This is a genomic window from Pararhizobium antarcticum (assembly GCF_001885585.1).
GTDB lineage: Bacteria > Pseudomonadota > Alphaproteobacteria > Rhizobiales > Rhizobiaceae > Pararhizobium > Pararhizobium antarcticum.
Map to the genome: position 1 here is coordinate 141,489 of NZ_LSRP01000140.1, position 23,614 is coordinate 165,102.

The window sequence follows — 23,614 nt, forward strand, 5'->3', positions numbered from 1 at the left end:
CTTCAGCGGATGCCCTGCCGGTAGACCCCGGGCGTCAGGCCATAGGCGCGCACGAAGCTGCGGGTCATGTGGCTCTGGTCGGCAAAGCCGCCGGCGAATGCCGCATCGCTCAGTGCCAGCCCCTGCGCGATCAGCCGGCGGGAAAGGGCGAGCCGGCGCTGGACGAGATAGGCATGCGGGGTCATGCCCAGGGCGCGGCTGAACCCGCGTAGCACCTGGAAGCGGTTCAGGCCGCTGACCCGCGCCAGATCATCCAGCGTTACGGTCGCAGCCGGATCGTCGTCGATGAGGCTGCGCGCCCTCGCTATCGGCGGAGCGGGGCTTTTGCGCAGCGGCGCTTCAACACGGTGCGCGGCCACCAGCAACAGCAGGCTGCTTTCGGCAGCCATCTGATCGGCGGTATCGGTTGTTGTCATCTCCCAGTAGAGGGAGAGGAAATCCTTGGCCCCGACCCGATCCGTGACCACCGGATGTGAAAACACGAAATCACCCGAGCGACCGTCGCTGATATCGAAATGCGCCCGCTCTACCAGCTGTGGATCGAGATAGAGCATGCACCAGGCGCGCCCGTCATCGGTGATCGGCGTGCCATCATGCACTTCGCCCGGATTGACAGTGATCATGTCGCCGGGCCCCGCCTCGACCGGGCCACGGCCGCTGGCCGATTTCTGCGCCCCGCGCAGAATGACGCCGATGCCGAACTGGTCATGGGTGTGACGACCAAAGCTGTGGACGCTGTCGGCCTCGACGGCCTCCACGCCAGCGATGACACACCGTCGCATCCGAAACCGGTTCGATGTCGTCATCGCATCAATCCCGCTCCCGGCCCGGCAGTTGCCCTGTCTCGCCAAACCAGTCGGCGGCCGAGGTGCACCAGATCTGGTGGTTCGGCTTCAGCGCCTTGCGCTGGCGGATATTGCCCCAGCGGATGCCGATCACGTCTGCATCCTCATCGGTCCCGGTGGTATAAAGCGGCGAGCCGCAATCGCCGCAGAACATCTGGTAGCGGATCCGGCCATTGGCGCCGGTCTTAACGTAAGTCTTCGGCACTCCCGACGTGATGCGGAAATCCTCGCGCCGGGCCGCGGCCGTCACCCGGTAAGGGCTGCCGGTCAGGTGCTGGCAGTCGGTGCAGTGGCAGATCCCGACAGCGCCGGGGTCGATCACCGCCTCATATTTCACCGCGCCGCAATGGCATTGGCCGTCGATCTGCATGTGCTTTCCTCTTGAAGGAGGACTGTAGGGCATCAGACGCCGGTGAACAGCCAGGCGTGCTCCTTGGCATTGTTGAATTTCCAGACCCGCGACGGCCCGGCCATGACGTTGAGATAATAGAGGTCGTAGCCATGGATGGCTGCGACCGGGTGATAACCCTTCGGCACCAGCGTCACGTCGCCATCCTCGACGGCCATCGTCTCGTCCAGCGAACGATCGTCGGTATAGACGCGCTGCATGGCGAAGCCCTGCGATGGATTGAGCCGGTGATAGTAGGTCTCCTCGAGGAAACTCTCGGCCGGCAGATTGTCCTCATCGTGCTTGTGCGGCGGATAGGACGATGTGTGCCCACCGGGTGTGATGACCTCGACAACCAGCAGCGAATGCGCCGCATTGTCGTCTTCCGGCATGATGTTGGTAACGTAGCGCGTGTTGGTGGTCTTGCCGCGCGTCATCTGCGGATGCCGGCCGGGCGCGATAACCTGTGCCTTGTAGCCTTCCGCGCCCGGCGCCGAGCAGACGGCCAGATCAAGCGCCGTCGTCGCAACGGCTTCCCAGCGGCTGCCCTTCGGCACATAGACGGCAAAAGGCAGGCCCTCGAATGGCGTCATGCGTTCGCCAAGTTCGCCGAAATCCTCGCCATCGACTGTTACCGTCGCCTTCCCGGAGACGAGCACGAGGCAGGTCTCGCGATCCGCACTTTCGCCAGACGTTTTTTCGCCAGCCAGCAGCCGGTGAAGACCGAAGCCGACATAGGTCCAGCCGGCCGATTGCGGCGTGATATCGTGGACGAGGCCCAATGTGCCGGCCGGTTTGACGAGAAGGTTCGGCATGGTGCTGTGTCTCCTGTTTCGTTCGAAGGAATTCCCCCTCACCAAGTGCGCCCAGCGTTCGACTGCGTCTCACGGGGCTTACTATCCGCTTCCACAAGGGGAGAGGAGGGAGTGCCGCAAGCGCCTGTCTGTGCTTGGGGCGTCGAGGATTACGCGGTCCTACCTCTCCCCTTGTGGGAGAGTATACGAAGGCCGCGAGAGCGGTTTAGCCGATCGCTTGGCCGAAATTGGTGAGGGGTTTTTAGCCCCATCCGTTGACATCACCCCTTGGGGAAGCCTTCGGTTTCAACCGTATAGCCGGCAGCGGTCATGACGCGCATCAGTTCGGCATGGCCGATCTCTGCCATCTTTTGCGGCGGCGATTTGCGCGGGTCCTGTTCGGCCTCGACCACGAACCAGCCTTCGTAACCGTAATCGGCGAAACGCTGGACGATGGATGCAAAATCGAGCGAGCCGTCACCCGGCACGGTGAAAGCACCGAGCGCGACGGCATCGAGGAAGGATTGCTTGCTGCGATCAAGTCCGTTGACGACGGACTGGCGGATGTCCTTCACATGCACATGGTTGATGCGGCCATGGTGGTTGTCGATCGCCCGCAGCACGTCACCGCCGGCAAACGCCAGATGACCGGCGTCGAGCAGCAGCGGAATGCCTTCGCCCGAATTCTTCATGAATGCGTCGAGTTCGGCCTCGGTTTCGACGACGGCCGCCATGTGGTGATGGTAGGACAGCGGCATGCCCTGATCGGCGCACCATTCGCCAAATTCGGTGACACGCCGGCCATAGGCTTTCATCTCGTCATCGCCGAGCCGCGGCTTGGTGGCGAGTGGTCTGGAACGGTCACCCTGGATCGAACGGCCGACCTCGCCATAAACGATGCAGGGCGCGTTGACGGCCTTGAACAGCTCGATCATCGGCGCGATGCGGTCCTTGTTGACTGACAGATCCTCATCGACCAGCGTGCCGGAAAACCAGCCGCCGCAGAGCGTCACGTCGGCGGCGCGCAGGATCGGCAGCATTTCACCGGGGTTGTTGGGGAAGCGGCGCCCCTGCTCCATGCCGGTGAAACCCGCGCCGCGCGATTGGCGCAGGCATTCTTCAAGCGACACGTCGTCGCTCAATTCGGGAAGATCGTCGTTCCACCAGGCGATGGGCGACATGCCGAGTTTGGCTTTCATGGGAAGTCTCCTTGGAAAAGTCTTAGCCGATGCGCTGGGACGCGAGCGCTTTTTCATAGCCCTTGCGGGCTTCGTTGACAGACGGGCGCACCGACACTTCCGGCACCGCGACATCCCACCAGTTACCGCCTTCGTCGGTGGTGACAAGCGGATCGGTATCGATGACGACGACGGTCGTTCGGGTCTCGTTCGCCATCTCCGCAAGGGCTGTCTCAAGCTCGCTGATCGACGACACCTTGCGCGAGACGGCCCCCATGGCCGCGGCATGCGCGGCAAAATCAATGCCGGGCAGCGTCACGTGGTGCGTGTCCTTCAAGAGATTGTTGAAGTTCGCGCCCCCGGTCGCCATCTGCAGCCGGTTGATGCAGCCGTATCCGGCATTGTCGAGCAAGACGATCGTCAGCTTGACGCCGAGCATGATCGAGGAGACCAGCTCGGAATTCAGCATCATGTAGCTGCCGTCGCCGACCATGACGATGACATCGCTGTCGGGCTTTGCAAGCTTGACGCCGAGACCGCCGGCCACTTCGTAGCCCATGGTCGAGAAGCCGTATTCCATGTGATAGCTGCCGGGCTCTTGCGGCTGCCAGAGCTTGTGCAACTCACCGGGAAGCCCACCGGCAGCGCAGACCAGCGTCGTGTTGTCCGGCCGGGCACGCTGCACCGCGCCGATGACCTGCGCGTCGGAGGGCAAAGGGGCATTGGTCGTTGCCAGAGCCCGCTCTGCAGCCTTCAGCCACGCGGCCTTGCCGTCTGCCGCGATCGTCGCCCAGTCGCTATCGGTTTTGTGGATGCCAAGACCGGCACTCAGCGCCTCCAGCCCGACACGGGCATCGGCAACGAGCGGAAGGCTCTCATGCTTGGCGGCATCGAAGGGCTGGACGTTAAGCCCGATGATCTTCACATCGGCGTTGCGAAACAGAGACCAGGAGCCGGTGGTGAAATCCTGCAGGCGCGTGCCGACCGCCAGAACGACATCGGCCTGGCCCGTCACCAGATTGGACGCCGAGGTGCCGGTGACGCCGACCGAGCCCATGTTGAGCGGATGACCATGCGGCAGCGCCGACTTGCCCGACTGGGTCTCGACGACGGGAACACCATGCTTTTCGGCAAAGGCCGCCAAAGCCTTGCTCGCCTGCGAATAGAGAACGCCGCCGCCGGCAATGATCACCGGTTTTTTTGCGGCCTTCAGGGCGGCGATTGCGGTGGACAATTCGTCTGCATCCGGTTGCGGGCGGCGCGCCGTCCAGACCTTTTCGTCAAAGAAACTTTCCGGGTAGTCATAGGCCTCCGCCTGCACATCCTGGCAGAGCGAGAGCGTTACCGGGCCGCAATCGGCCGGATCGGTCAGCACCTGCATAGCGCGGCGCAGTGCCGGAATGATCTGCTCCGGACGGGTGATGCGGTCGAAATAGCGCGAGACGGGACGGAAGCAGTCATTGGCGGTCATCGCGCCGTCGCCGAAATCCTCGATCTGCTGCAGGACCGGGTCCGGACGGCGATTGGCGAAGACATCGCCGGGCAGCAGCAGCACCGGCAGGCGATTGACATGGGCAAGCGCTGCGGATGTCACCATGTTGAGCGCGCCGGGGCCGATCGATGTGGTGCAGGCCATGAACCGCTGGCGAAAGCTCGCCTTGGCAAAGGCGATCGCAGCATTGGCCATGCCCTGTTCGTTCTGGGCGCGGTAGGTCGGCAGCGTATCCTTGATGCCGTGCAGCGCCTCGCCGATGCCAGCGACATTGCCATGGCCGAAGATTGCGAAAACGCCGCCGAAGATCGGCAGTTTCTCACCATCGACGACTGTCATCTGCTGCGTCAGAAACCGGGCGAGCGCTTGCGCCATGGTCAGGCGAACGGTCTTCTGGGTCATTGTTTCCTCCTCGGGTCGAGGACATTGCCTCGCCTTCCACTTTGAATATGAGGAGGCGTGCCCCCTCTGTCGCTTCGTGACCTCTCCCCCACAGGGGAGATCAGCCGCCAATGCCGCAGGGTCCAGTCAGGCCGCCTGCACGTCACCCAGTTGCAGCCAGAGATCGACCAGCGCGCCGAACCTGCCGGCCATGTCGGCAACGGCCTGTTCGTCGCTCATTTCACCGTCAAGCCACGCCTTGGCGGCCTCGGCGAAAATCGTTCGTCCGACGGCAAAGCCCTTGACGGTGCGCGAGGTCCGGGCAGCGGTGAAACCCTGCTTCAGGGCCTCGTATGGCGCCTCCAGACCGAGCAGGACAACACCGCGGCAGAGCGGATCGCGTGTTTCGATCACCGTGTCGATCGCGGCCCAGGCAGCGTTGCTTGCCTGAGGCTCAAGCTTCCACCAGTCCGGCTTGAGGCCGGCATCGTACATTTCATTCAGCGCGCGCGGAATGGTCTGGTCGTCGAGCGTGCCGTGTTTGCCGGCAATGATCTCGATCAGGATCTCGCGTCCGATCTTGCGGGCGGCCTCGAAGGCCGCGCGCAGCTTGGCAATCTGCGTGGCCTTCAACTCGGCCGGATCGTCCGGGTGATAGAAGCTCAGCACCTTGATGCAGTGATCGACCGGCCAGTCGACCAGCCGGGAACCGAGATCCTGACTGAATTCGAACTGCAGCGGACGCGAGCCGGGAAGCTCGATGGGCTTGCCGATCCAGAAATTCTTGTTCACGGCAAACAGCGCGTCGCGGCCATACTTGTCGTCGATGAGCATGCCGAAGCCGGGGCGGCCATCGGCGATGCGCTCGGCGGCCTTGACGGCCAGAACCTTGAAGGCCGGAATGCGGGCCAGACGCCCTACATCGCCCCCGGCCAGATCTTCGAGCTGGCTGCGGTGGTCTATGGCAAGCGCCATCAACTGCGGAAACTGACGACGGCGCGTGGTGGCCCAGTGGATATGGTTGATCACTTCATCCTTGCGCAGCGCCTTTTCCTTGCTGCCATTGGCGAGGAAAAACTGCAGCTCGGTCCAGGTCGGGATTTCCGGGGCGCAGAGCAGGCGCGACACCGCAAAGGCGCCGCAGGCATTGGCCCAGGTGGCCGAGGTCGCATGCGGCTCGCCCTTCAGCCAGCCGCGCAGGAAGCCGGACATGAAGGCATCACCGGCACCAAGCACGTTGTAGACCTCGATCGGGAACCCCTTGCCGACGATGCCATCCTCCAGATCATCCGAGATCGCACCATCATAGACGATGCAGCCCATGGGACCGCGTTTCAGCACGATAGTCGCTTTCGAATTGGCGCGGATCGTCTTCAAAGCGGCCAGAAGATCGCTGTCGCCGGACGCGATCAGCACTTCTTCTTCTGTTCCGACAATCAGGTCGCAATCGGCAAGAACCGTCCGGAGATGGGCGGACACCTTGTCCGAAGCGATATAGCGATTGTCGCCGGCATCATGGCCGGCCAGGCCCCAGAGGTTGGGACGATAGTCTATGTCGAAGATGACCCTGGCGCCGCTTTCCTTGGCGATGCGGATCGCCTTGCGTTGGGCTGCATCCGTGTGCGGCTTGGCAAAATGCGTGCCGGTGACGAGGATGGCGCGCGCCGAGCGGATGAAATCCTCGGACACGTCGTCTTCGCACAGCGCGCTGTCGGCACAATTGTCGCGATAGAAGAGCAGCGGGAAGGAATGTTCGCTCTCGACAGAGAGAATGGCAAGTGCCGTCAGCCGTTCGGGATCGGTGACGATGCCCTTCGTCTCGACACCCTCGCGCTCCAGCTGCTCGCGGATGAAGCGTCCCATCTGCTCCTTGCCGACGCGGGTCAGAAGCGCAGACTTCAGGCCGAGACGGGCGGTACCGACCGAAATATTGGTCGGGCAGCCGCCGACGGATTTGGCGAAACTGGCCACATCCTCAAGGCGCGTGCCGATCTGCTGGCCGTAGAGATCAACCGAGGCACGGCCGATCGTGATCAGATCCAGCGGCTTGTCTGCTGTTGTCGTCTGGCTCAAAACGTCCTCCCGGCGGGCAGTGGAATGCCCAGCTTTGTCTTTTGTTTTTTGGCGATGTCGGCATGAAACATAAATTCCGCTATCTAGTCAATATGGAATTTTCGTTCCAAATAGAATTACCCGCCCTCGCCGAGCCGCCGACGACGCTCCGCGATTGCAACCGTTAAAGCCATGGCAAAGGCCATGCTGGCTGACAGCGAACGGAAGCCCGCATGATCGGCCTCGACCAGTTCGAACCAGACTTTTGAAGACTCGGCCAGGGGCGAGAACGCCGAATCGGTCAGCGAGACGACCGGTATCTTGCGACTGGCCAGCATGCGCGCCTGATTGGCGCTTTCCGACGCATAAGGCGAGAAGCTGACGGCAAAGGCGGCGTCATTCTTGCCGGCCATCGCCAGCATGTCGTCATCGATCCCTGCGGACGTGCCGACCAGCTGGTGGCGCACTTTCAGCTTGCCGAAGGCATAGGCCATGTAGCTGGAGATCGGATAGGAACGACGCTTGGCAATCAGATAGATCGTCTCGGCACCGGCGAGAATATTGACGGCACGCTCGAATTGGTCAGGATCGACGGATGTTGCGACATTATCGAGCGACCGGTGCGCGGCCGTCATGAATCCGTTGAAGATCGAACCGCTTTCGAGCTTGCTGTGATCATTGTCGCCAAGCGCCCGCAAGCGGTCTTCATAACCCGGCGTACGCTCGCGCAGGCGCGCCCGGAAAATCAGCTGCAGGCTGGAGAACCCTTCAAAGCCGAAATGCTGGGCAAAGCGCACCAGCGTCGAGGGCTGGACATCAGCAGAGGTGGCAATGCTGGCGGCCGTTCCGAAGGCAATTTCATCGGGATTATCGAGCGCATAGGCGGCGACCTGACGCAGGCGCTTTGGCAAAAGGGTCTTCCTTTCGAGGATTACCGTCTTGAGCGCGTCGAAATCCTGCGGGACGCCGGCTGGGGGCTCTTCAATGGCCATAGACTGCTATTTCTCCATCGGCGTTTGCCTTGTCGATATCTCGTTCTAAGCGATTTACAAAACAACGGATAGAACGTTCATTCCATTTTTCCGAAATCCGCCGGTCCTTCCACAGACGCGACCAGCCGATTGCGAGCGACGCATTGGGTGTCGTGGATTGGGTGTCGAGGACGGACAGGTCGCGAAGGAACCCTTTTGCACCTCACACCGTGCCCAAGGGAACAGCGGCGTATTGGCGGGAAAGGCTATGACGATCCCGCAAACCTGTCGCAATGATGCGGATCGTTAACGCATTTTTACCCTTTTCCGTTGAAAGATCAGCGGACGTTATGGTTAACAGTCAATGATCAACGCGGCCGATGCGCCGCTGGAGTGAGATTGCCATGTGCCGCTGGGCAGCCTATCGCGGAGAACCGCTGTATCTGGAAGACCTGGTGTCGTCGCCGGCGCATTCGCTGATCGAGCAATCGCACTGCGCCACGCGCGCCAAGACCGCGACCAATGGCGACGGCTTCGGCATCGCCTGGTATGGCGACCATCCGGAACCCGGCCGCTACCGCGACATCCTGCCGGCATGGGCGGACTGCAACCTGAAGAGCATCGCCCGCCAGATCCGCTCGCCGCTGTTTCTCGCCCATGTCAGGGCCGCCACCGGCGGCGGCACGCGTCGCGACAATTGCCATCCCTTCGTGCACGGCCGCTGGTCCTTCATGCACAATGGCCAGATCGGCGACTTCGACTATCTGCGCCGGCCGATGGAGAGCATGCTCGACAACGACCTCTATGCGGCGCGCACCGGATCAACCGACAGCGAACTCCTGTTCCTGCTGGCGTTGCAATTCGGGCTGGAGCAGGATCCGCTCGGCGCGATCGGCGAAACGCTGGCCTTCGTCGAACGCCTCGCCGAGCATCTCGAGCGCAAGGTTCTCGTTCGCTTCACGGCCGCTTTTTCGGACGGACACGATCTCTACGCGGTGCGCTACGCGTCCGACTGGAAAGCGCCGACCCTCTATGCGGCACCGATGGGCCCGAGCGGCGGCTATTGCCTCGTGTCGGAACCGCTGAACGACGATGACAATGCCTGGGTGGAAATCCCGGACGGAACCGCCGTCGTGATCGGTGAAAACGGTGTCGACGTCCGCCTATTTGGAACGCAGGGCCTGGCGCCGAAGGTCACGCAGGCAGCGCAGTGGACGTCGGGACATCTGGGGCGATCGAACAATTCGTCGCGCTCAGGCAAAATGTGAGGCAATCAGCGCTGCAAGTTGCGTGGCGACATCCTGCTTGCTGGCTTCAGGCCATTCCGCAACGCCGGATTTCCCGATGACCTTCACAGCATTTCGATCGCCGCCCATGATGCCTGTTTCAGGGGAGACATCGTTTGCGACGATGTAGTCGGCCCCCTTGCGCTCAAGCTTCGCGCGGCCGTTTTCAAGGACATTCTGGGTTTCCGCCGCAAAGCCGACGACCAGTGCCGGACGCTGCGGATGATGGCCGATCGTTTTGAGGATATCGGGATTTTCCGTCAGCAACAGCAGCGGTGGCGCCTCGCCCGGCTGTTTCTTGATCTTGTTTCCGGCAGCATCCGCCACCCGCCAGTCGGCGACGGCAGCGACCATGACAGCGATATCCGCAGGCAGCGCCGCCAGAACGGCGTCCAGCATCTCCTGCGCCCGCTCGACATGAATGACCTGAAGGCCGGACGGATCGGGGATCGTGACAGGACCCGACACCAGCGTCACATCCGCGCCGAGTTTTGCAAGTGCCGCCGCGATGGCATGGCCCTGCTTGCCGGACGAGCGGTTGGCGATGAAGCGCACCGGGTCGATCGGTTCATGCGTCGGCCCTGAGGTAACGATCGCCCTGCGGCCGGAAAGCGGCTTTGGCCCGTCATCCAGCAGCGCCTCGATTGCGGCAACGATCTGCAGCGGTTCGGCCATGCGGCCTTCGCCCTTTTCACCGCTTTCTGCCATTTCCCCGCAGGTCGGGCCGACGAACCGGATGCCATCGCCGACAAGCATCGCATGGTTGCGCTGCGTGGCCGGATGGGACCACATTTTCGGATTCATGGCTGGTGCCACCAGAACCGGGCGATCCGTGGCGAGAAGGATGGTCGAGGCCAGATCATCGGCCAGGCCATGCGCCATCTTTGCCATCAGGTCGGCGGTTGCAGGGGCGATAACGACGAGGTCACAGCCACGCGCCAACCGGATATGGCCGACGTCCTGCTCGTCCTCGCGGGAGAACAGATCGGTAAAAACGCGGTCTGCGGCAAGCGCGCCAACCGCAAGCGGCGTGACGAAGGCCTGCGCCCCTGATGTCATCACGGGCCTGACGGAGGCGCCGCGTTCACGCAGGCGGCGGATGAGATCAAGGCTCTTATAGGCGGCAATGCCGCCGGAAATGATCAGAAGAATACGCTTGCCTGCCAGTGTCATATCGATGCCCAGTGCCGGCGGGGCCAATCCCGCTCCTGTCTGGCCGCGACCCTACGCGACCACCCTGCCCTATGCAATCGGCCGGCCGGCCGTTGGCGTCAGCCCGATTGTCCGGGTTCAATGCTGCGGTCGTTCAGCAATTGCTGGATCGCACTTACCAGCGTCGTGCTCTCATAGGGCTTCCTGATCACGGGCACGCCTGCGAAGTCGGCCGAGAGAATCGAACTGTCGCCATAACCGGTGGCAAACAGAAAGGGTACCTTCAGGCGCGTCAACTCCAGCGCAACCGGCAGAGACGTGCCGATGCCGAGATTGACATCGAGGACGGCGACATCGGGCCTCCGGCTGGACAGCCTGTTGAGCGCATCGGCGGCGGAGGATGCAATAACGATATCGTCGATGCCGTTATCGCCCAGCATGCTCTCGACATCCATGGCAATCAGCAACTGGTCCTCGACCAAGAGCACCTTGATATCCCCGGGAAGCGGCTTCTCTATCGCTCCGCCGCCAATGCCTGGCATGTCGACCGCAGACTCGGCTCGATCTTGCGAAAAAGAGACATGCTTTGCCGGAAGGACGAACCGCGCGCAGAGCCCCGCCGGGGCATAGGTGATCTCACTTGTGCCATTCAGATCATAGGGCAAGCTGCGACTGATCAGTGCGCTGCCGAAGCCGGCCCGCGATGGCGTCGTAACCACGGGGCCACCGGCTTCCTGCCAGACGACCGCACAGTTGCCTTCACGCGACAGTTGCCAGGACACGGAAAGCTGGCCGCTGGGGCGCGACAGAGCCCCATACTTCGCGGCATTGGTGGAAAGCTCATGCAGGACGAGGGCCATCACCGAAAAGGCCCGGCCGTCCAGTTGCACCGGCGGGCCGGCCAGGTCGATCGAGGCGTGGCGGTAGGGCGTCAGTTCGGCTTCGAGCAGGTCGGACAGCAGTCCGCCGCCGCTGCCACGGACGATCTGGTCATGGGCGAAGGACAGAGCCTGGATACGACCCTTCAGCGAAGCCACGTATTCAGTCAGCGTCTTTGCCTCGTGCAGCGGCTGCCCGACAAGCGACTTGATCAGCGCCAGGATGTTCTTGACCCGGTGGTTGAGTTCCTCATTGAGCATGCGCTGGCGCACATCGGCGCGGCTGCGCTCCTCGGCCATGATTTCGCTGTGGCGCAGGCCGATCTCGACCAGGGCGACACGCGTCACATCCGCGATCTCCCGATCGGCATCGGTCCAGGGCTGCGCCTGCATCTGGACCGTTTGTTTCCAGATCGCAAAGCTCTTGCGCGGTGTCAGGCGATCGCCGAGCGGTCCCGTTTCATAGGATTTGTCGGGATTGCCGGCCCAGTTCAACGTCTGGACGAGCTCCTTGCGAAAGAAGAAGAGATAGTCGCGCGGCATCTGCGTCAACGGCACGGCCAGTATGCCGGCCGCCTGTGCGCAGAAGGCTTCCGCCTCCGGCAGGCGCTCCGAGAGGGCATGGCTTGCCCAGACACGGCCCTCCGCCACGGAGGAAACGAGATGGGCGATGGCCGGTATGGCAGAGGCTGGCGGGGTCGACCCGAAGGCGTGCCAGGTGCCGTTCATCCACAAGCCGATGCCATCGCAGGGCATCAGTGTGACGAAATCGGGGAGATGCTCCTCCAGCAAGAGGCCGATATTGTCGTGATGCGTTGCTAGTCTGAGGAAATGATCGAGTGATGTCCGCGCACGGCCAGCGGTTTCAAGCGTGCGGTGTTGCTTCAGCGCATGCAGGTGGAGCGAGAAGAAGTCGCCGAACATCTCCGCCGCAACCCGTTCGTTCAATGGCAGGACCTTCGGTGAATAATGGTGGCAGGCGATCAGGCCCCAGAGCTTGCCATCAATGATGATCGAGACCGACATCGAGGCGGCGACGCCCATATTGCGCAGATACTCGCAATGGATCGGTGAGACGGAGCGCAGATGGGCGAGCGACAGGTCCACCGGTTCGCCTGAAACATCGAGCGCAGGCACGATCGGCACCCTGTCTCCGGAGGCGTCGCCGATGATGCGGATGGTGTTCTTGAGATAGAGCACGCGGGCCTGCTGGGGAATATCGGTGGCCGGGAAATACTGGCCGAGAAAGCTCTCCAGATCGCCACGCCTCGCCTCTGCAACAACCTTTCCCGCCCCGTCATGCTCGAAACGATAGATCATCACCCGGTCATAGCCGAGAGCACCGCGCAACAGGCGGGCGGAGGTGGCGATCAACCGGTCGACATCGCCTATGTCGCGGATGCGCTGCAGCAGCGTGCGGGCAAGCTGCAGCGGCTGTTCCCTGTCGGCCCGCTCGAACTCGATGATCGCCATCGATCGGAAAAGATGGATGGAAACGTCGAAGACGCCTTGCGCGACGCGAAGTCCGGGAAGAAGCGCCGGACGATGCCCTTCGCCATTCGCAGCCAAGGCGTTGCGCAAGGCATGGGCAGCATCGGCGCCGACCAGTGCCTCCAGCGGCATGCCGTTGATCTCGCCAGCCAGGCCCAGCAGGTCGAAGCTATTGGCGGAGTGGCGAAGCACGCGCCCAGCCCTAGAGTCACACACCAGCAGGCAGCCATGCGGCTGAATGCTGCCGGGAATATGGATCGGCTCACGATCGCAATTGATGAGGTCAACCTGTTCAGGCTCGTTCATGCAGGGTTCTTTCAAATGCCATCTCGGCAATCTCGAAGGTGCGCGCAGAGACTTTCGCGACGTGGTCGATATCAATGCCAACGGCATCTTCAAGGAGCTTCAGATAGGCACTCCAACGACCATTCTGCCGGCACTGGACGGCAAGATGCCGGGCCCCGAAGGTCGCGCTGTATCCAAGCGCCTGCGCACGTTTGTACAAGAGTCGGGCGCCCAGTGCCGATCCCTCCAGCACATAAAGCATGCCGAGAATATCCTCCGCTTCCAGACTGGAGGACGGCGCGGACGGTATGGATGGCCGCTGAGCGGCGGCGCCGATATCGGCGAGATCCTGCCCAATCAGGTCGGCTAGGCGTTCATTCTGCCAGGCAGAGAACGCCATGGGCCAATGCACCAGCGACAGCATGTCTTCGACAACGGAACGGAATACGGCCATGCCCTGAAGGTAGCGACTGTAGGATTGCGCGGAATCAAACGGGCCGATCAGCCTGTCGAGTGCTTCATGGGCCATGGATGTGCGTGCCCTCAAGGTCGCACGGCGGGACTGGTCTTGCATGAAATCTTTCTGGCTAGAAGCGGCAGCATCTGCCGGTGCCAGGGCAGGATGGTCGAAGTGCGAAAACAGACAATAAAATGCCCGAACCACGACAAGGTTCCCCCCAGCTCTTAAAACAGGGCCTAATATAACCGCGATTTCGATGATCCGCGCTCATGCGTCCGGTGTTTGCCGACGCTGCCGAGCCGACCAGATTTCATAGATATCCTCGCCGTCGGGACGAACAGGTTGATAGACGAACTGCATGGCCTGCTCGGCCAACGGTTTGCGCAGGTCTGCATAAAGCGCGGCGCTGGTCAGGCCATGCGGCGCGCCGTCTTCGTTGGAGTAGGCATAGGCAATGTCGGTGATGCCGGCGAGACGCATGGCAGCCAGACACATGGGACAGGGATGGCCGCTGGCATAAACCGTGGCACCGGCAAGTGTTGCGCGCCCAAGCTTCATGGCCGCAGCCCGCACAGCCACCAGTTCGGCATGGGCCGTCGGGTCCTTGGTGGCCATGACCTGGTTGACGCCCGTCGATACAATTTCGCCATCCATGACCAGAACGGCGCCAAACGGCCGCCCGCCACCCAGAACATTGTCACGGGCAAGCGCGATCGCCTTCGTCATGAACCGCTCCGCATCGGACTTTGCATCGGGCATGGCGCACTCCTCATACACAACCGGTTTTCATGGTAGACGATGGCCGTGGCACGTCAACATGCGATAGCGGCCATTCTCGATCAGTCGTGATCGAAAGCAGCCAGGATCGGGCATGGGCCGCTGGACGCCGATGCACAATCCTGCGCCAGGCGCCGCAGCGATTTGCGCACCGCCTCCAGTTCAGCGATTTTTGCATCCAGCGCCGCGATGCGTTCGCCCGCCAGTTCGCGGGCGCGAACACGGTCCTCGCCCGCATCGAGCTCGATCAGTTCCCCGATCTGCTCGAGGCTGAACCCTGCGGTCTGGGCCGAGCGGATGAAATGCAGGCGGCGGGCGTCTTCCTCGCCATACCGCCGGATGCCACCGCCGAGGCCAACCCCACCACTGCGCGACGGCGTGCCGAGCAGGCCGCGTCGCTGATAGTAGCGGACGGTTTCGACGCCGACGCCACCCGAACGGGCAAGGCCTGCGATCGTCATCTCTTTCATTGCTTGACTCCGTACCGTGGTACGGAGGGTATACTGCGTTTCAAAGCTTAAACCAAGCGACAGGAAAGGGTGCGACATGCTCGATACCACATCCAGAAAAGCCACCCTCTACCGGATGGTCATGGAAAAACACACCTGCCCCTATGGCCTGAAGGCCAAGGATCTTTTGCAGCGCGAAGGCTACACGGTCGATGACCGCTGGCTGACGACGCGCGCTGAGACCGATGCCTTCAAGGTGGAACATGACGTCAAGACGACCCCGCAGACCTTCATCAACGGTCAGCGGATCGGCGGCTATGATGATCTGCGCCGGCATCTCTGCAAAACCGTTCGCGACCCGAATTCTGTCACCTACCGCCCGGTGCTCGCCGTTTTTGGCATGACGGCGCTGATGGCGCTGGCCGTGAGTTACGCTACCTTCGGGAACGCCTTCACGTTGCAGACCGCCGAATGGTTCATCGCCTTCAGCATGGCCGTACTTGCCATCCTGAAACTGCAGAACATCGAGAGTTTCTCGACAATGTTCCTCAACTACGATTTGCTGGCCAAACGCTGGGTCCGCTATGGCTATATCTATCCGTTTGCCGAGGGGGGCGCAGCCATCCTGATGATTGCGGGCGCGCTAGACTGGATCTCCATCCCGGTTGCGCTGTTCATCGGCACGATCGGCGCGGTCTCCGTGTTCAAGGCGGTCTATATCGACAAGCGCGAACTGAAATGCGCCTGCGTCGGTGGTGACAGCAACGTCCCGCTCGGTTTCGTGTCCTTGACCGAAAACGTCATGATGGTGGCGATGGCGCTGTGGATGCTGGCCGCGCAATTGACCGGCACAACCGCCCTTCACGCGATGTAGCCGCTCTTACGAGGCGAGCGCGACGGCCGGCTGCAGGCGAGACGCATTGTAGGCCGGCAGGTAGCCGAAGATGAGGCCGGTCAGGAACGCGCTGCCGAAGGCAAGGACGACGGGACCGGGCGCAAAACTGACCGGCACCGAAAAGGCCTGCGCCACAAAACCGATCCCAAGCCCCAGCGCGACGCCGATGATGCCGCCCAGCGCGGAGACGACCAGCGCCTCGACGATGAACTGGGTGAGGATATCGCGCGAGCGCGCGCCGGTCGCCATGCGGATGCCGATTTCACGGGTGCGCTCGGTGACCGATACCAGCATGATGTTCATGACGCCGATACCGCCAACGAGCAGCGAGATCGCGGCGATCGATCCCAGGAAGACCTTCAGGATGTTGGAGGTCTCCGTAAAGGTTTCGCGGATGGCGGCGAGATTGGTGATCTGCGTATCCTGCCGATTGTGGCGGCTGTCGAGCAAGGCCTGGATCTGATCCTGCGTGACGTTGATGGCGCTGTCATCCTTCACCTGCACCGTAATGGATCGCACGTTGCGCGCCCCGAAAAGCCGCAGGTTGCCTGTGGACAGCGGTACCAGCACCGTGTCGTCCTGGTCGTTACCGCCGGCGGTTGCACCCTTTTCAGCCATGATGCCGATCACCTGGAAAGGAATGTTCTTGATCAGGATATATTGTCCGAGCGGATCGCCACCATCGGGAAACAGGGTCTTGGCAACGGTCTTGCCGAGGACGGCGACGCTGGCATAACTGTCCATGTCGGCCCGGCTGAGGAATTCGCCGCTGGCGACATCCCAGGTTTTCGCGGCGGGAAACTGCGGCACGGTGCCGTTGACCGAGGTCTGGTAGTCGCGGTTTCCGGTCCGCACGGTCATGGTGCTCTGCATCTCCGGAACGGCGAAACTGATATTCGGCAATTCGAGAATGGCATCGGCGTCGGACGGGATCAGCGATACGATGCTGCCGCCTTCGCCGCCGCGGAAATTGGCCATGCTGGGCCGTACGACCAAAAGATCAGACCCCATGGCGGCAATGCGGCTGAGCACGGAATCCTGTGCGCCGGTGCCGATCGCCAGCATGGCGACCACTGAGGAAACACCGATGACGATGCCGAGAAGCGTCAGGATGGTGCGGAACAGGTTGGCGCGCAGCGCCCGGAACGACATGCGCACGGCCTCGGAAACATCGGCAAAGACGGCTGCCTTGCCCGCCGGGCGGACAGAGGCCGGCGGTGTCGCACGTCCGATGCGGCTGCGCTTGCGTGGCAGTCGGTCGGCCGTGATCACGCCGTCGCTGATCTCGATGATGCGATCGGCGCTTTCGGCAAGTTCCGGTGCGTGGGTGATGATGATCACGGTGTGGCCGTCATCGTTCATCTGCCGCAGCGTCGCCATCACATCCTTGCCGCTCTGCGTATCGAGCGCACCGGTGGGTTCGTCGGCCAGGATGATCTGGCCGCCGTTCATCAGGGCGCGCGCGATCGAGACGCGTTGCTGCTGGCCGCCCGAAAGCTGGTTGGGGAGATGATCCAGCCGTTCGCCCAGATTGAGCGCCCGCAACAGGCTTTCGGCGCGCTCCCGCCGGTCACGGGCGGGAACGCCAGCATAGACCGCCGGTATTTCGACATTTTCGCGGGCCGTGGCCGTCGAAACCAGATTGTAGCTCTGGAAGACAAAACCGAACATCTGCCGGCGGCGCTCTGCGAGCTGGTCGGCATCGAATTCCGAAACGTCCTCGCCTTCGAGCCGGTATTGCCCGCCTGTCGGGCGATCGAGGCAGCCGAGAATATTCATCAGCGTTGATTTTCCGGAGCCGGACGCGCCGACGATGGCGACGAATTCACCGGGTTCGATATCGAGCGAGACACCACGCAGCACCTCGACGGCCACGTCGCCGTTGACGAAGGTCTTGCGCAGGTCTTTCAGGGAGATCAGCGGGGGCATGGGGGTCCGATCAGAACATCGGCGGCGGCATGCCGCGCCGATTGCCGGACCGTGTATTTCCGGCAGTTCCCGTCGAAGAGCCGTTGCCGACGACAACGCTCTCACCCTCGGAGAGCCCGGATTTCACCTCGACGCGGACACGGTTGCGAATGCCCGTCTCGACGGTCCGCGCCTCACGCGCGCCGCCGGACCCGACCACGGTCACCTCGGCGCTGCCCTTTCCGTCATCGGTGAGCAAGGCGGCAACCGGAACCATCAGCACATCGCGTGCCGCAGCCTGGACGAAAAACACCTGCGCCGTCATGTTCATCATCAGCGTGCCCTCTGCATTGGGCACGTCGAACAGCGCGTAATACAGAACAACATTGTTTTCGGTCTGCGGGGTCGGCTGGATCTGCCGCAAGGTGCCGGTATAGCGCTTGCCGGGCTGGCCGAGCAGCGTGAAATAGGCCTCCATGCCGACACGCAGCCTGCCCACATCGGCCTCGGAGACCTCCGCCTCGACGGTCATGGTCGACAGGTCGGCCATTGTCACGATCGTCGGCGCCGACTGGTTGGCATTCAGCGTCTGGCCTTCCTTGGCCGCAATGTTGACGATCGTGCCGCTCATTGGTGCGTAGATCTTGGTGTAGCCGAGACTGATGCGGCTGTCCTTGAGCTGGGCTTCCTGCTTGCGGATCTGCGCCTCGAAGGATTCGACCGCGGCTTGCGCCGTCGCAAGGGCCGCCACGGCCTCGTCGAGCGCCGACTGGGCTGCGCTGTTGCCGGCCACCAGCGCCCGCTGGCGCGTGAGGTTGGCTTCGCGCAGGACGACCTGCGCCGACTTGTCGATCATCTGCGCCTTGAGATTGGCAAGTTCCGCCTCGTTGATCTCGATCTGGGTTTCGATCGAGGCGCTGTCAATCTCGGCGATCAGATCGCCTTCCTTGACAACGTCACCGATCTCGACCTTGACGCTCTTCAACTGGCCGGAGACCTGCGCCCCGACATCGACATCCTGGATCGGGCTGAGAAGTCCGGCGGCGGTGACGCTGTTTTCAAGATCGCCCCGCTCGACCGCCTCGGTGACGACTGCTTCGACCGGTGCATCCGCATACCAGTTTTTCCAGCCATACCAGCTCCCGGCGACAAGCACGACGAACAGGGGCACGAGCACCCAGCGGCGCGAACGACGGCGACGCTTTGGCGGGGCGGCAGCAGCAAGAGGCACGGCCACGGCAGGCGGCGGGTCGGAGGCTAGCTTGCGGGAGGCGTCGGCCATGGGCACTTTCCACTCGATCGGAGTCTGTCGCGGACACATGCCCGGATTGTCCCCTTCAAGTAGTAGGCAACTGTGCCTTATTGAAGTTCGCGAGGATGAAATCTTTGTAATCTTTTGTTTTTATGTTTCTGCACCGGACGTGCAAAACCCGGCAGGCAAAGCCAACCGGGCTGAAGAATGGGTCGACGGCCACGCACCTTACTTACAGACCTTGATGGTCTTGTAATAAAGGTTTCCGTACGAATCGTAACGCTTGATTTTCTTGAAGACACAGTGCGGCTTGTAGTAAGTCTTCTTGTAATAATGCTTCTTGTAGTGCTTCTTCTTGTGACCGTAATAGTGATCGACGAACTGCACGTCACCGCCACTGTAACCTCCGAAGCTGAGCGTCAGGCTGCCAGCGTTCGACGGTGCCGCGAAGGAAATCGCTGCGCCAATAGCGACAACCGAGGCTATAATCAGTTTACGCATGGGTCTCTCCTTTAAACGAACAGATGAGACGACCTCATCCTGAAGAGACGTTCCCACAGGTTCACCCTTTACCGCAGTTCCAAACGTAACATGAAGACAAAAGCCCGGAAGATGCCTTCAGGCAATCTTCCAGGCGATGTAAATCAGCGCTGCAGCAATGACCCAGAGCGCGATCCGTCCGGACCGGCTGTGACGCGCTTCGGAGCGACCGATGGCTTCCGACGTGGCTGCATCGAACCGCAGGCCATGCTCGGCCATGGCCGTGACTTCGCGGGAAAACTGCTCGGTCTTGACCGCAATTTCGGGCACCGCTTCCGCCAGCCGGAGCGCGGCATGAAGCCCATCGCGCAGGTCCGTAACGATCCGCTTCGGGCCGAGGTTGTCGCGGATCCAGGCGCCGACCACAGGCTCGGACGCCTTCCACATGTTGAAGCGCGGATTGAGGGTGCGCGACACGCCCTCGACGACGACCATCGTCTTTTGCAGCATCACAAGTTCGGGACGCGTTTCCATCTCGAACAGTTGCGTCACCTCGAACAGCAGGGTCAGGAGCTTGGCCATCGAGATCGTCTCGGCCGGCTGGCCGTGGATCGGCTCGCCGATGGCGCGGATCGCCTGGGCAAAACTTGCCGCATCATGATGGCCGGGTACGTAACCCGCTTCGAAATGCACGTCGGCAACACGCTTGTAGTCGCGGGTGATGAAGCCAAAGAGGATTTCGGCGAGGAAGCGACGCTCCTTCTTGCCGAGCCGCCCGACAATGCCCATGTCGACGGCGACGATCATGCCCTTGGGATCGACGAAGATATTGCCTTGGTGCATGTCGGCATGAAAGAAGCCGTCGCGCAGCGTATGGCGCAGGAAAGACTGGATCAGCGTGTCGGCCAGCGCATCGAGATCGTGCCCGGCGGCCCGCAGGCCAGCCACGTCCGACATCTTGGTGCCGTCGATCCACTCCATGGTGATGACATCGCGTCCCGTGCGCTCCCAGTCGACAGTCGGCACCCGGAAACCGGGGTCGTCCCTGGTATTCTCGCCCAGTTCCGAAAGCGCCGCCGCCTCCAGCCGCAGATCCATTTCGATCTTGGTGGTCTGCTCCAGTGTCTTCGTCACCTCGACAGGACGCAGGCGTCGCGTGTGCGGCAGGAAGCGCTCCTGCAGATGCGAAACGAGATACATGGCCTCCAGATCATGGGCGAAACGCTGGCGCACGCCTGGGCGGATGACCTTGATCGCTACCTTTTCCTCAACACCGTTCCGCAGCACGATGCCGGGATGGACCTGGGCGATGGAGGCCGCCGCGATCGGCTCGTCGAAGCGCGCATACAGATCGGCAACGGGGCGGCCGAGCGCGCCCTCAATGGTGGCGCGCGCGGCTTCCGACGGAAATGTCGCCATGCGATCCTGAAGAAAGGCGAGATCGGTGGCAAAGTCTGCGCCCACGACATCGGGCCGCGTGGCGAGGAACTGACCGATCTTGACATAGGACGGGCCGAGCCGCTCGATGGCCCGCGCCAGCCTGTCGCTGCGGTCTCCGGCGCGGCTGCGGGCGAAGATCCCGCTGATCGTCTGGGCGGCACGGGCGATCGGCGGAAGGTTTTCCGACGGCAGGGCCGCAACGACGCCCTCACGCACCAGAACCCAACCGATCCGCACCAGGCGGGCATAGGCGCCGATGGTGCTCATGCCCGCACGCCGACGGCGGCGGCGCAATCGACGCTCCTGGAGGAACGGTTCATCCATACAGCCATCATGCTTTAGATCTTCCAGCCGGAATGAAGCGCGGCGATGCCGCCGGTGTAGCTGGTATAGGTCACCCGCGAGAAACCGGCCGTCGAGATCATCGTCGCAAAATCACGTTGGTTGGGGAACTTGCGGATCGATTCCACCAGATACTGGTAAGGCTCGGCATCGCCGGTGATCATCTTGCCGAATTGCGGAATGGCATTGAACGACCACGCTTCATAGACCTTGTCGAGCAAGGGCATGTCGACTTCGGAAAACTCCAGCACGAGCAGCCGCCCGCCGCGCTTCAACACACGATAGGCCTCCTTGAGAGCGACATCGATGCGCGGCACGTTGCGAATGCCGAAGGCAATTGTATAGGCATCGAAGATATTGCCTTCGAACGGCAGGTCCTCGGCATTGGCCTCGACGAAGGTGAGGTTCTCCGCCAGGCCCTTTTTCTCGGCGCGCTCGGCGCCAACCGAAAGCATCGAGCCGTTGATGTCGAGAACGGTCGAATGCGCCTTGCGATCCGATGCCTCGATGATGCGGAAGGCGATATCGCCGGTGCCGCCGGCCACGTCGAGCGTCCGGTAGCCGGCGCGCTTCTGGGGGTTGAGTGCGGCGATCATCGCATCCTTCCAGGCGCGATGCAGCCCCATCGACATGACATCGTTCATGATGTCGTAGCGTTTTGCGACCTTGTGGAAGACGTCGTTGACCAGTGCCTGCTTCTCGCCCTGCCCGACCTGACGGAAACCATAGGAGGTCTCCATGCCGCCGTCGGTCGATATACGCTCACCTGTCATCAATAATCTCCGGATCCATCACTGTGGCGCGAACCATAGCGAATTCGTGCTGGCCACGCTATCTCTGCAGCAACCGCATCCCTGCAAAGTTGCAGCCTGCGGCTTTCGGTTTTCTATAGGATATACGGACCGCGAATGGAATTGCCCAATCGGCCGCAGGGCGCCATCGCTCGACCATCAAGGAGACGACATGCCCGAATTGCCTGAAGTGGAAACGGTAAAACGCGGTCTGTCGCCGACGATGGAGGGCGCGCTGCTGGTTCGGGCGGAACTGAGGCGCCCGGATCTGCGCTTCCCCTTCCCGATCGGTTTCGAAAGCCTTGTTTCCGGCCGGCGCATCCTGTCGCTGTCGCGCCGGGCAAAATATCTGCTGGTCGATCTCGAAGGTGGCGACGTGATCATCGCGCATCTGGGCATGTCCGGTTCGTTTCGCATCGAGGCGGGCGCAGCGCATGACACGCCGGACAGCTTTCACCACCCGCGCGGCAAGGACGAGAAACACGACCATGTGATCTTTCACCTGGACGGAGAGGCAGGCCCCGCCCGCGTCATCTACAACGATCCCCGGAGGTTCGGCTTCATGGATCTTGCCCGGCGCGATACGATCGCCGAGCACGCCTTCTTTCGCGGCATGGGCGAAGAGCCGACCGGCAATGTTCTGGACGCACAGGTCCTGGCGGACCGCTTTGCCGGCAAGGCGCAACCGCTCAAGGCCGCCCTGCTCGACCAGCGCAATATCGCCGGGCTCGGCAACATCTATGTCTGCGAAGCGCTCTGGCGCTCAGGCCTCTCGCCTCTGAAACCGGCAGGCGCACTCGTCGATGTCCGTGGGCGACCAAAGAAGGCGCTCGTCGCGCTGATGGAAGCCATTCGCACGGTTATTTTCGAAGCGATCGCCGCCGGTGGGTCGTCGCTGCGCGACCATATCCAGACCGATGGTTCGCTTGGCTATTTCCAGCATGCCTTCTCCGTCTACGACCAGGAAGGCGAGCCCTGCCGGACGGCTGCCTGCAACGGCACGGTCACCCGGATCGTCCAGGCCGGTCGCTCGACCTTCTATTGCCCGCGATGCCAGAAATGATGCGCTTGCCGTGGGGCTGTTTTAGAAAATAGCGCGTTGACGCGAGGGATGTTTCCAGCTATATGCCGCCCACAGTTTGGAAAGCCGCTCCAAGGTTTTCCGATATTGCTCCCTACTTGCTTGGACGACAGGTCGCAGTGACCCGGCACGGCGGTAGAGAGTTTTTGTCAGATTTCGAAGAGAGACACCAAATGGCCAATACAACTTCGGCGAAAAAAGCGACCCGCAAGATCGCACGCCGCACGGAAGTGAACAAGTCCCGCCGTTCGCGCGTTCGCGGCTTCATCCGCAAGGTCGAAGAAGCCATCGCTTCCGGCGACCAGGCGCTGGCCCAGGCAGCCCTGAAGGCAGCCCAGCCGGAGCTGATGCGCGCAGCCACCAAGGGCGTCGTGCACGTCAACACTGCATCGCGCAAGGTGTCGCGCCTTGCAAGCCGCGTTAAGGCACTGTCGGCTTAATCCGGCTCATAAAATTCAAGTTACAGACAGCCCGGTCGCGAGACCGGGCTTTTTGGATTCAGGCCTGCCGCAAATCCTGAGCGAAAAGGAAATACTAAAATATATG

General features: G+C 62.1%; 21 protein-coding genes. 4 read left to right on the forward strand and 17 right to left on the reverse strand.

The annotated features are described in order from the left end of the window. Window positions 1–2 precede the first annotated feature (2 nt). The 7 genes from AX760_RS24580 to AX760_RS24610 form a co-directional block, all read right to left on the reverse strand. Window positions 3–806: an AraC family transcriptional regulator gene (locus AX760_RS24580; RefSeq protein ID WP_071835633.1), complete on the reverse strand. Its 804-nt coding sequence runs from the start codon at window positions 804–806 to the stop codon at window positions 3–5. A 4-nt stretch (window positions 807–810) separates the two neighbouring features. Continuing rightward, window positions 811–1,215 carry a GFA family protein gene (locus AX760_RS24585; RefSeq protein WP_071835634.1) on the reverse strand — a complete coding sequence of 135 codons (405 nt, stop codon included), beginning with the start codon at window positions 1,213–1,215 and terminating at the stop codon, window positions 811–813. Between the two features lie 32 nt (window positions 1,216–1,247). Next, complete coding sequence (gene iolB, locus AX760_RS24590; RefSeq protein WP_071835635.1) at window positions 1,248–2,048, reverse strand: 5-deoxy-glucuronate isomerase; 801 nt, start codon at window positions 2,046–2,048, stop codon at window positions 1,248–1,250. 260 nt (window positions 2,049–2,308) lie between these two features. Beyond that, complete coding sequence (iolE, locus tag AX760_RS24595) at window positions 2,309–3,226, reverse strand: myo-inosose-2 dehydratase (RefSeq protein ID WP_071835636.1); 918 nt, start codon at window positions 3,224–3,226, stop codon at window positions 2,309–2,311. Between the two features lie 22 nt (window positions 3,227–3,248). Further along, window positions 3,249–5,099, reverse strand: a complete 1,851-nt coding sequence (gene iolD / locus AX760_RS24600; protein WP_071835637.1) for a 3D-(3,5/4)-trihydroxycyclohexane-1,2-dione acylhydrolase (decyclizing) — start codon at window positions 5,097–5,099, stop codon at window positions 3,249–3,251. A gap of 126 nt (window positions 5,100–5,225) precedes the next feature. Continuing rightward, window positions 5,226–7,151, reverse strand: a complete 1,926-nt coding sequence (locus tag AX760_RS24605) for a bifunctional 5-dehydro-2-deoxygluconokinase/5-dehydro-2-deoxyphosphogluconate aldolase (RefSeq protein WP_071835638.1) — start codon at window positions 7,149–7,151, stop codon at window positions 5,226–5,228. Between the two features lie 116 nt (window positions 7,152–7,267). Beyond that, window positions 7,268–8,122, reverse strand: coding sequence for a MurR/RpiR family transcriptional regulator (locus AX760_RS24610; RefSeq protein WP_071835639.1), 855 nt, complete (start codon window positions 8,120–8,122; stop codon window positions 7,268–7,270). A 383-nt stretch (window positions 8,123–8,505) separates the two neighbouring features. Here AX760_RS24610 and AX760_RS24615 point away from each other — a divergent pair, with 383 nt between their 5' ends. After that, window positions 8,506–9,369, forward strand: a complete 864-nt coding sequence (locus AX760_RS24615; protein ID WP_071835640.1) for a class II glutamine amidotransferase — start codon at window positions 8,506–8,508, stop codon at window positions 9,367–9,369. Here the strand turns inward: AX760_RS24615 and coaBC are convergent. The 5 genes from coaBC to AX760_RS24640 all read right to left on the reverse strand — a co-directional run bounded on the left by coaBC (window position 9,355) and on the right by AX760_RS24640 (window position 14,900). After that, a complete protein-coding gene (coaBC, locus tag AX760_RS24620; protein WP_071835672.1) occupies window positions 9,355–10,560 on the reverse strand; it encodes a bifunctional phosphopantothenoylcysteine decarboxylase/phosphopantothenate--cysteine ligase CoaBC in 1,206 nt (401 codons plus the stop codon). The genes AX760_RS24615 and coaBC overlap by 15 nt on opposite strands. Window positions 10,561–10,658: 98 nt before the next feature. Continuing rightward, window positions 10,659–13,214, reverse strand: a complete 2,556-nt coding sequence (locus AX760_RS24625) for an HWE histidine kinase domain-containing protein (protein WP_071835641.1) — start codon at window positions 13,212–13,214, stop codon at window positions 10,659–10,661. Then, window positions 13,201–13,767 (reverse strand): biliverdin-producing heme oxygenase, encoded by a 567-nt coding sequence (locus AX760_RS24630; RefSeq protein WP_071835673.1) that lies wholly within the window; start codon window positions 13,765–13,767, stop codon window positions 13,201–13,203. The genes AX760_RS24625 and AX760_RS24630 overlap by 14 nt, the downstream gene beginning before the upstream one ends. 153 nt (window positions 13,768–13,920) lie before the next feature. Then, window positions 13,921–14,412 (reverse strand): nucleoside deaminase, encoded by a 492-nt coding sequence (locus AX760_RS24635; RefSeq protein ID WP_071835642.1) that lies wholly within the window; start codon window positions 14,410–14,412, stop codon window positions 13,921–13,923. Between the two features lie 80 nt (window positions 14,413–14,492). Next, window positions 14,493–14,900, reverse strand: coding sequence for a MerR family DNA-binding protein (locus tag AX760_RS24640; protein ID WP_071835643.1), 408 nt, complete (start codon window positions 14,898–14,900; stop codon window positions 14,493–14,495). A 76-nt stretch (window positions 14,901–14,976) separates the two neighbouring features. On the opposite strand from AX760_RS24640, the gene AX760_RS24645 reads away from it, so the two are divergent. Further along, on the forward strand, window positions 14,977–15,753 hold the full coding sequence (locus tag AX760_RS24645) for a MauE/DoxX family redox-associated membrane protein (RefSeq protein WP_071835644.1): 777 nt from the start codon (window positions 14,977–14,979) through the stop codon (window positions 15,751–15,753). 6 nt (window positions 15,754–15,759) lie between these two features. Here the strand turns inward: AX760_RS24645 and AX760_RS24650 are convergent, their stop codons facing one another. The 5 genes from AX760_RS24650 to ubiE form a co-directional block, all read right to left on the reverse strand. Beyond that, on the reverse strand, window positions 15,760–17,703 hold the full coding sequence (locus AX760_RS24650) for a MacB family efflux pump subunit (RefSeq protein ID WP_071835645.1): 1,944 nt from the start codon (window positions 17,701–17,703) through the stop codon (window positions 15,760–15,762). Between the two features lie 10 nt (window positions 17,704–17,713). After that, the gene (gene macA / locus AX760_RS24655) at window positions 17,714–18,964 is read right to left on the reverse strand and encodes a macrolide transporter subunit MacA (RefSeq protein WP_071835646.1); all 1,251 of its coding nucleotides are present in this window, start codon (window positions 18,962–18,964) and stop codon (window positions 17,714–17,716) included. Window positions 18,965–19,162: 198 nt separating this feature from the next. Continuing rightward, window positions 19,163–19,435 carry a hypothetical protein gene (locus AX760_RS24660; RefSeq protein ID WP_071835647.1) on the reverse strand — a complete coding sequence of 91 codons (273 nt, stop codon included), beginning with the start codon at window positions 19,433–19,435 and terminating at the stop codon, window positions 19,163–19,165. A gap of 117 nt (window positions 19,436–19,552) precedes the next feature. After that, window positions 19,553–21,121, reverse strand: coding sequence for a 2-polyprenylphenol 6-hydroxylase (ubiB, locus tag AX760_RS24665; protein WP_071835674.1), 1,569 nt, complete (start codon window positions 21,119–21,121; stop codon window positions 19,553–19,555). 71 nt (window positions 21,122–21,192) lie between these two features. Next, the gene (gene ubiE / locus AX760_RS24670; protein ID WP_071835648.1) at window positions 21,193–21,969 is read right to left on the reverse strand and encodes a bifunctional demethylmenaquinone methyltransferase/2-methoxy-6-polyprenyl-1,4-benzoquinol methylase UbiE; all 777 of its coding nucleotides are present in this window, start codon (window positions 21,967–21,969) and stop codon (window positions 21,193–21,195) included. Window positions 21,970–22,159: 190 nt separating this feature from the next. Here ubiE and mutM point away from each other — a divergent pair, with 190 nt between their 5' ends. Further along, complete coding sequence (mutM, locus tag AX760_RS24675) at window positions 22,160–23,050, forward strand: bifunctional DNA-formamidopyrimidine glycosylase/DNA-(apurinic or apyrimidinic site) lyase (RefSeq protein WP_071835649.1); 891 nt, start codon at window positions 22,160–22,162, stop codon at window positions 23,048–23,050. Window positions 23,051–23,241: 191 nt separating this feature from the next. After that, window positions 23,242–23,508, forward strand: a complete 267-nt coding sequence (gene rpsT / locus AX760_RS24680) for a 30S ribosomal protein S20 (protein WP_071835650.1) — start codon at window positions 23,242–23,244, stop codon at window positions 23,506–23,508. Window positions 23,509–23,614 lie beyond the last annotated feature (106 nt).

Excerpts from the sequence above, each read along its gene's own strand:
- AX760_RS24650 (WP_071835645.1), bottom strand. The coding sequence starts at position 17,703 with ATGCCCCCGCTGATCTCCCTGAAAGACCTGCGCAAGACCTTCGTCAAC.
- AX760_RS24585 (WP_071835634.1), bottom strand. The coding sequence starts at position 1,215 with ATGCAGATCGACGGCCAATGCCATTGCGGCGCGGTGAAATATGAGGCG.
- AX760_RS24580 (WP_071835633.1), bottom strand. The coding sequence starts at position 806 with ATGACGACATCGAACCGGTTTCGGATGCGACGGTGTGTCATCGCTGGC.
- rpsT (WP_071835650.1), top strand. The coding sequence starts at position 23,242 with ATGGCCAATACAACTTCGGCGAAAAAAGCGACCCGCAAGATCGCACGC.
- macA (WP_071835646.1), bottom strand. The coding sequence starts at position 18,964 with ATGGCCGACGCCTCCCGCAAGCTAGCCTCCGACCCGCCGCCTGCCGTG.
- AX760_RS24635 (WP_071835642.1), bottom strand. The coding sequence starts at position 14,412 with ATGCCCGATGCAAAGTCCGATGCGGAGCGGTTCATGACGAAGGCGATC.
- AX760_RS24660 (WP_071835647.1), bottom strand. The coding sequence starts at position 19,435 with ATGCGTAAACTGATTATAGCCTCGGTTGTCGCTATTGGCGCAGCGATT.
- AX760_RS24610 (WP_071835639.1), bottom strand. The coding sequence starts at position 8,122 with ATGGCCATTGAAGAGCCCCCAGCCGGCGTCCCGCAGGATTTCGACGCG.
- coaBC (WP_071835672.1), bottom strand. The coding sequence starts at position 10,560 with ATGACACTGGCAGGCAAGCGTATTCTTCTGATCATTTCCGGCGGCATT.
- AX760_RS24630 (WP_071835673.1), bottom strand. The coding sequence starts at position 13,767 with ATGCAAGACCAGTCCCGCCGTGCGACCTTGAGGGCACGCACATCCATG.
- AX760_RS24640 (WP_071835643.1), bottom strand. The coding sequence starts at position 14,900 with ATGAAAGAGATGACGATCGCAGGCCTTGCCCGTTCGGGTGGCGTCGGC.
- AX760_RS24625 (WP_071835641.1), bottom strand. The coding sequence starts at position 13,214 with ATGAACGAGCCTGAACAGGTTGACCTCATCAATTGCGATCGTGAGCCG.
- AX760_RS24645 (WP_071835644.1), top strand. The coding sequence starts at position 14,977 with ATGCTCGATACCACATCCAGAAAAGCCACCCTCTACCGGATGGTCATG.
- AX760_RS24615 (WP_071835640.1), top strand. The coding sequence starts at position 8,506 with ATGTGCCGCTGGGCAGCCTATCGCGGAGAACCGCTGTATCTGGAAGAC.
- iolE (WP_071835636.1), bottom strand. The coding sequence starts at position 3,226 with ATGAAAGCCAAACTCGGCATGTCGCCCATCGCCTGGTGGAACGACGAT.
- iolB (WP_071835635.1), bottom strand. The coding sequence starts at position 2,048 with ATGCCGAACCTTCTCGTCAAACCGGCCGGCACATTGGGCCTCGTCCAC.
- ubiE (WP_071835648.1), bottom strand. The coding sequence starts at position 21,969 with ATGACAGGTGAGCGTATATCGACCGACGGCGGCATGGAGACCTCCTAT.
- iolD (WP_071835637.1), bottom strand. The coding sequence starts at position 5,099 with ATGACCCAGAAGACCGTTCGCCTGACCATGGCGCAAGCGCTCGCCCGG.
- ubiB (WP_071835674.1), bottom strand. The coding sequence starts at position 21,121 with ATGAGCACCATCGGCGCCTATGCCCGCCTGGTGCGGATCGGTTGGGTT.
- mutM (WP_071835649.1), top strand. The coding sequence starts at position 22,160 with ATGCCCGAATTGCCTGAAGTGGAAACGGTAAAACGCGGTCTGTCGCCG.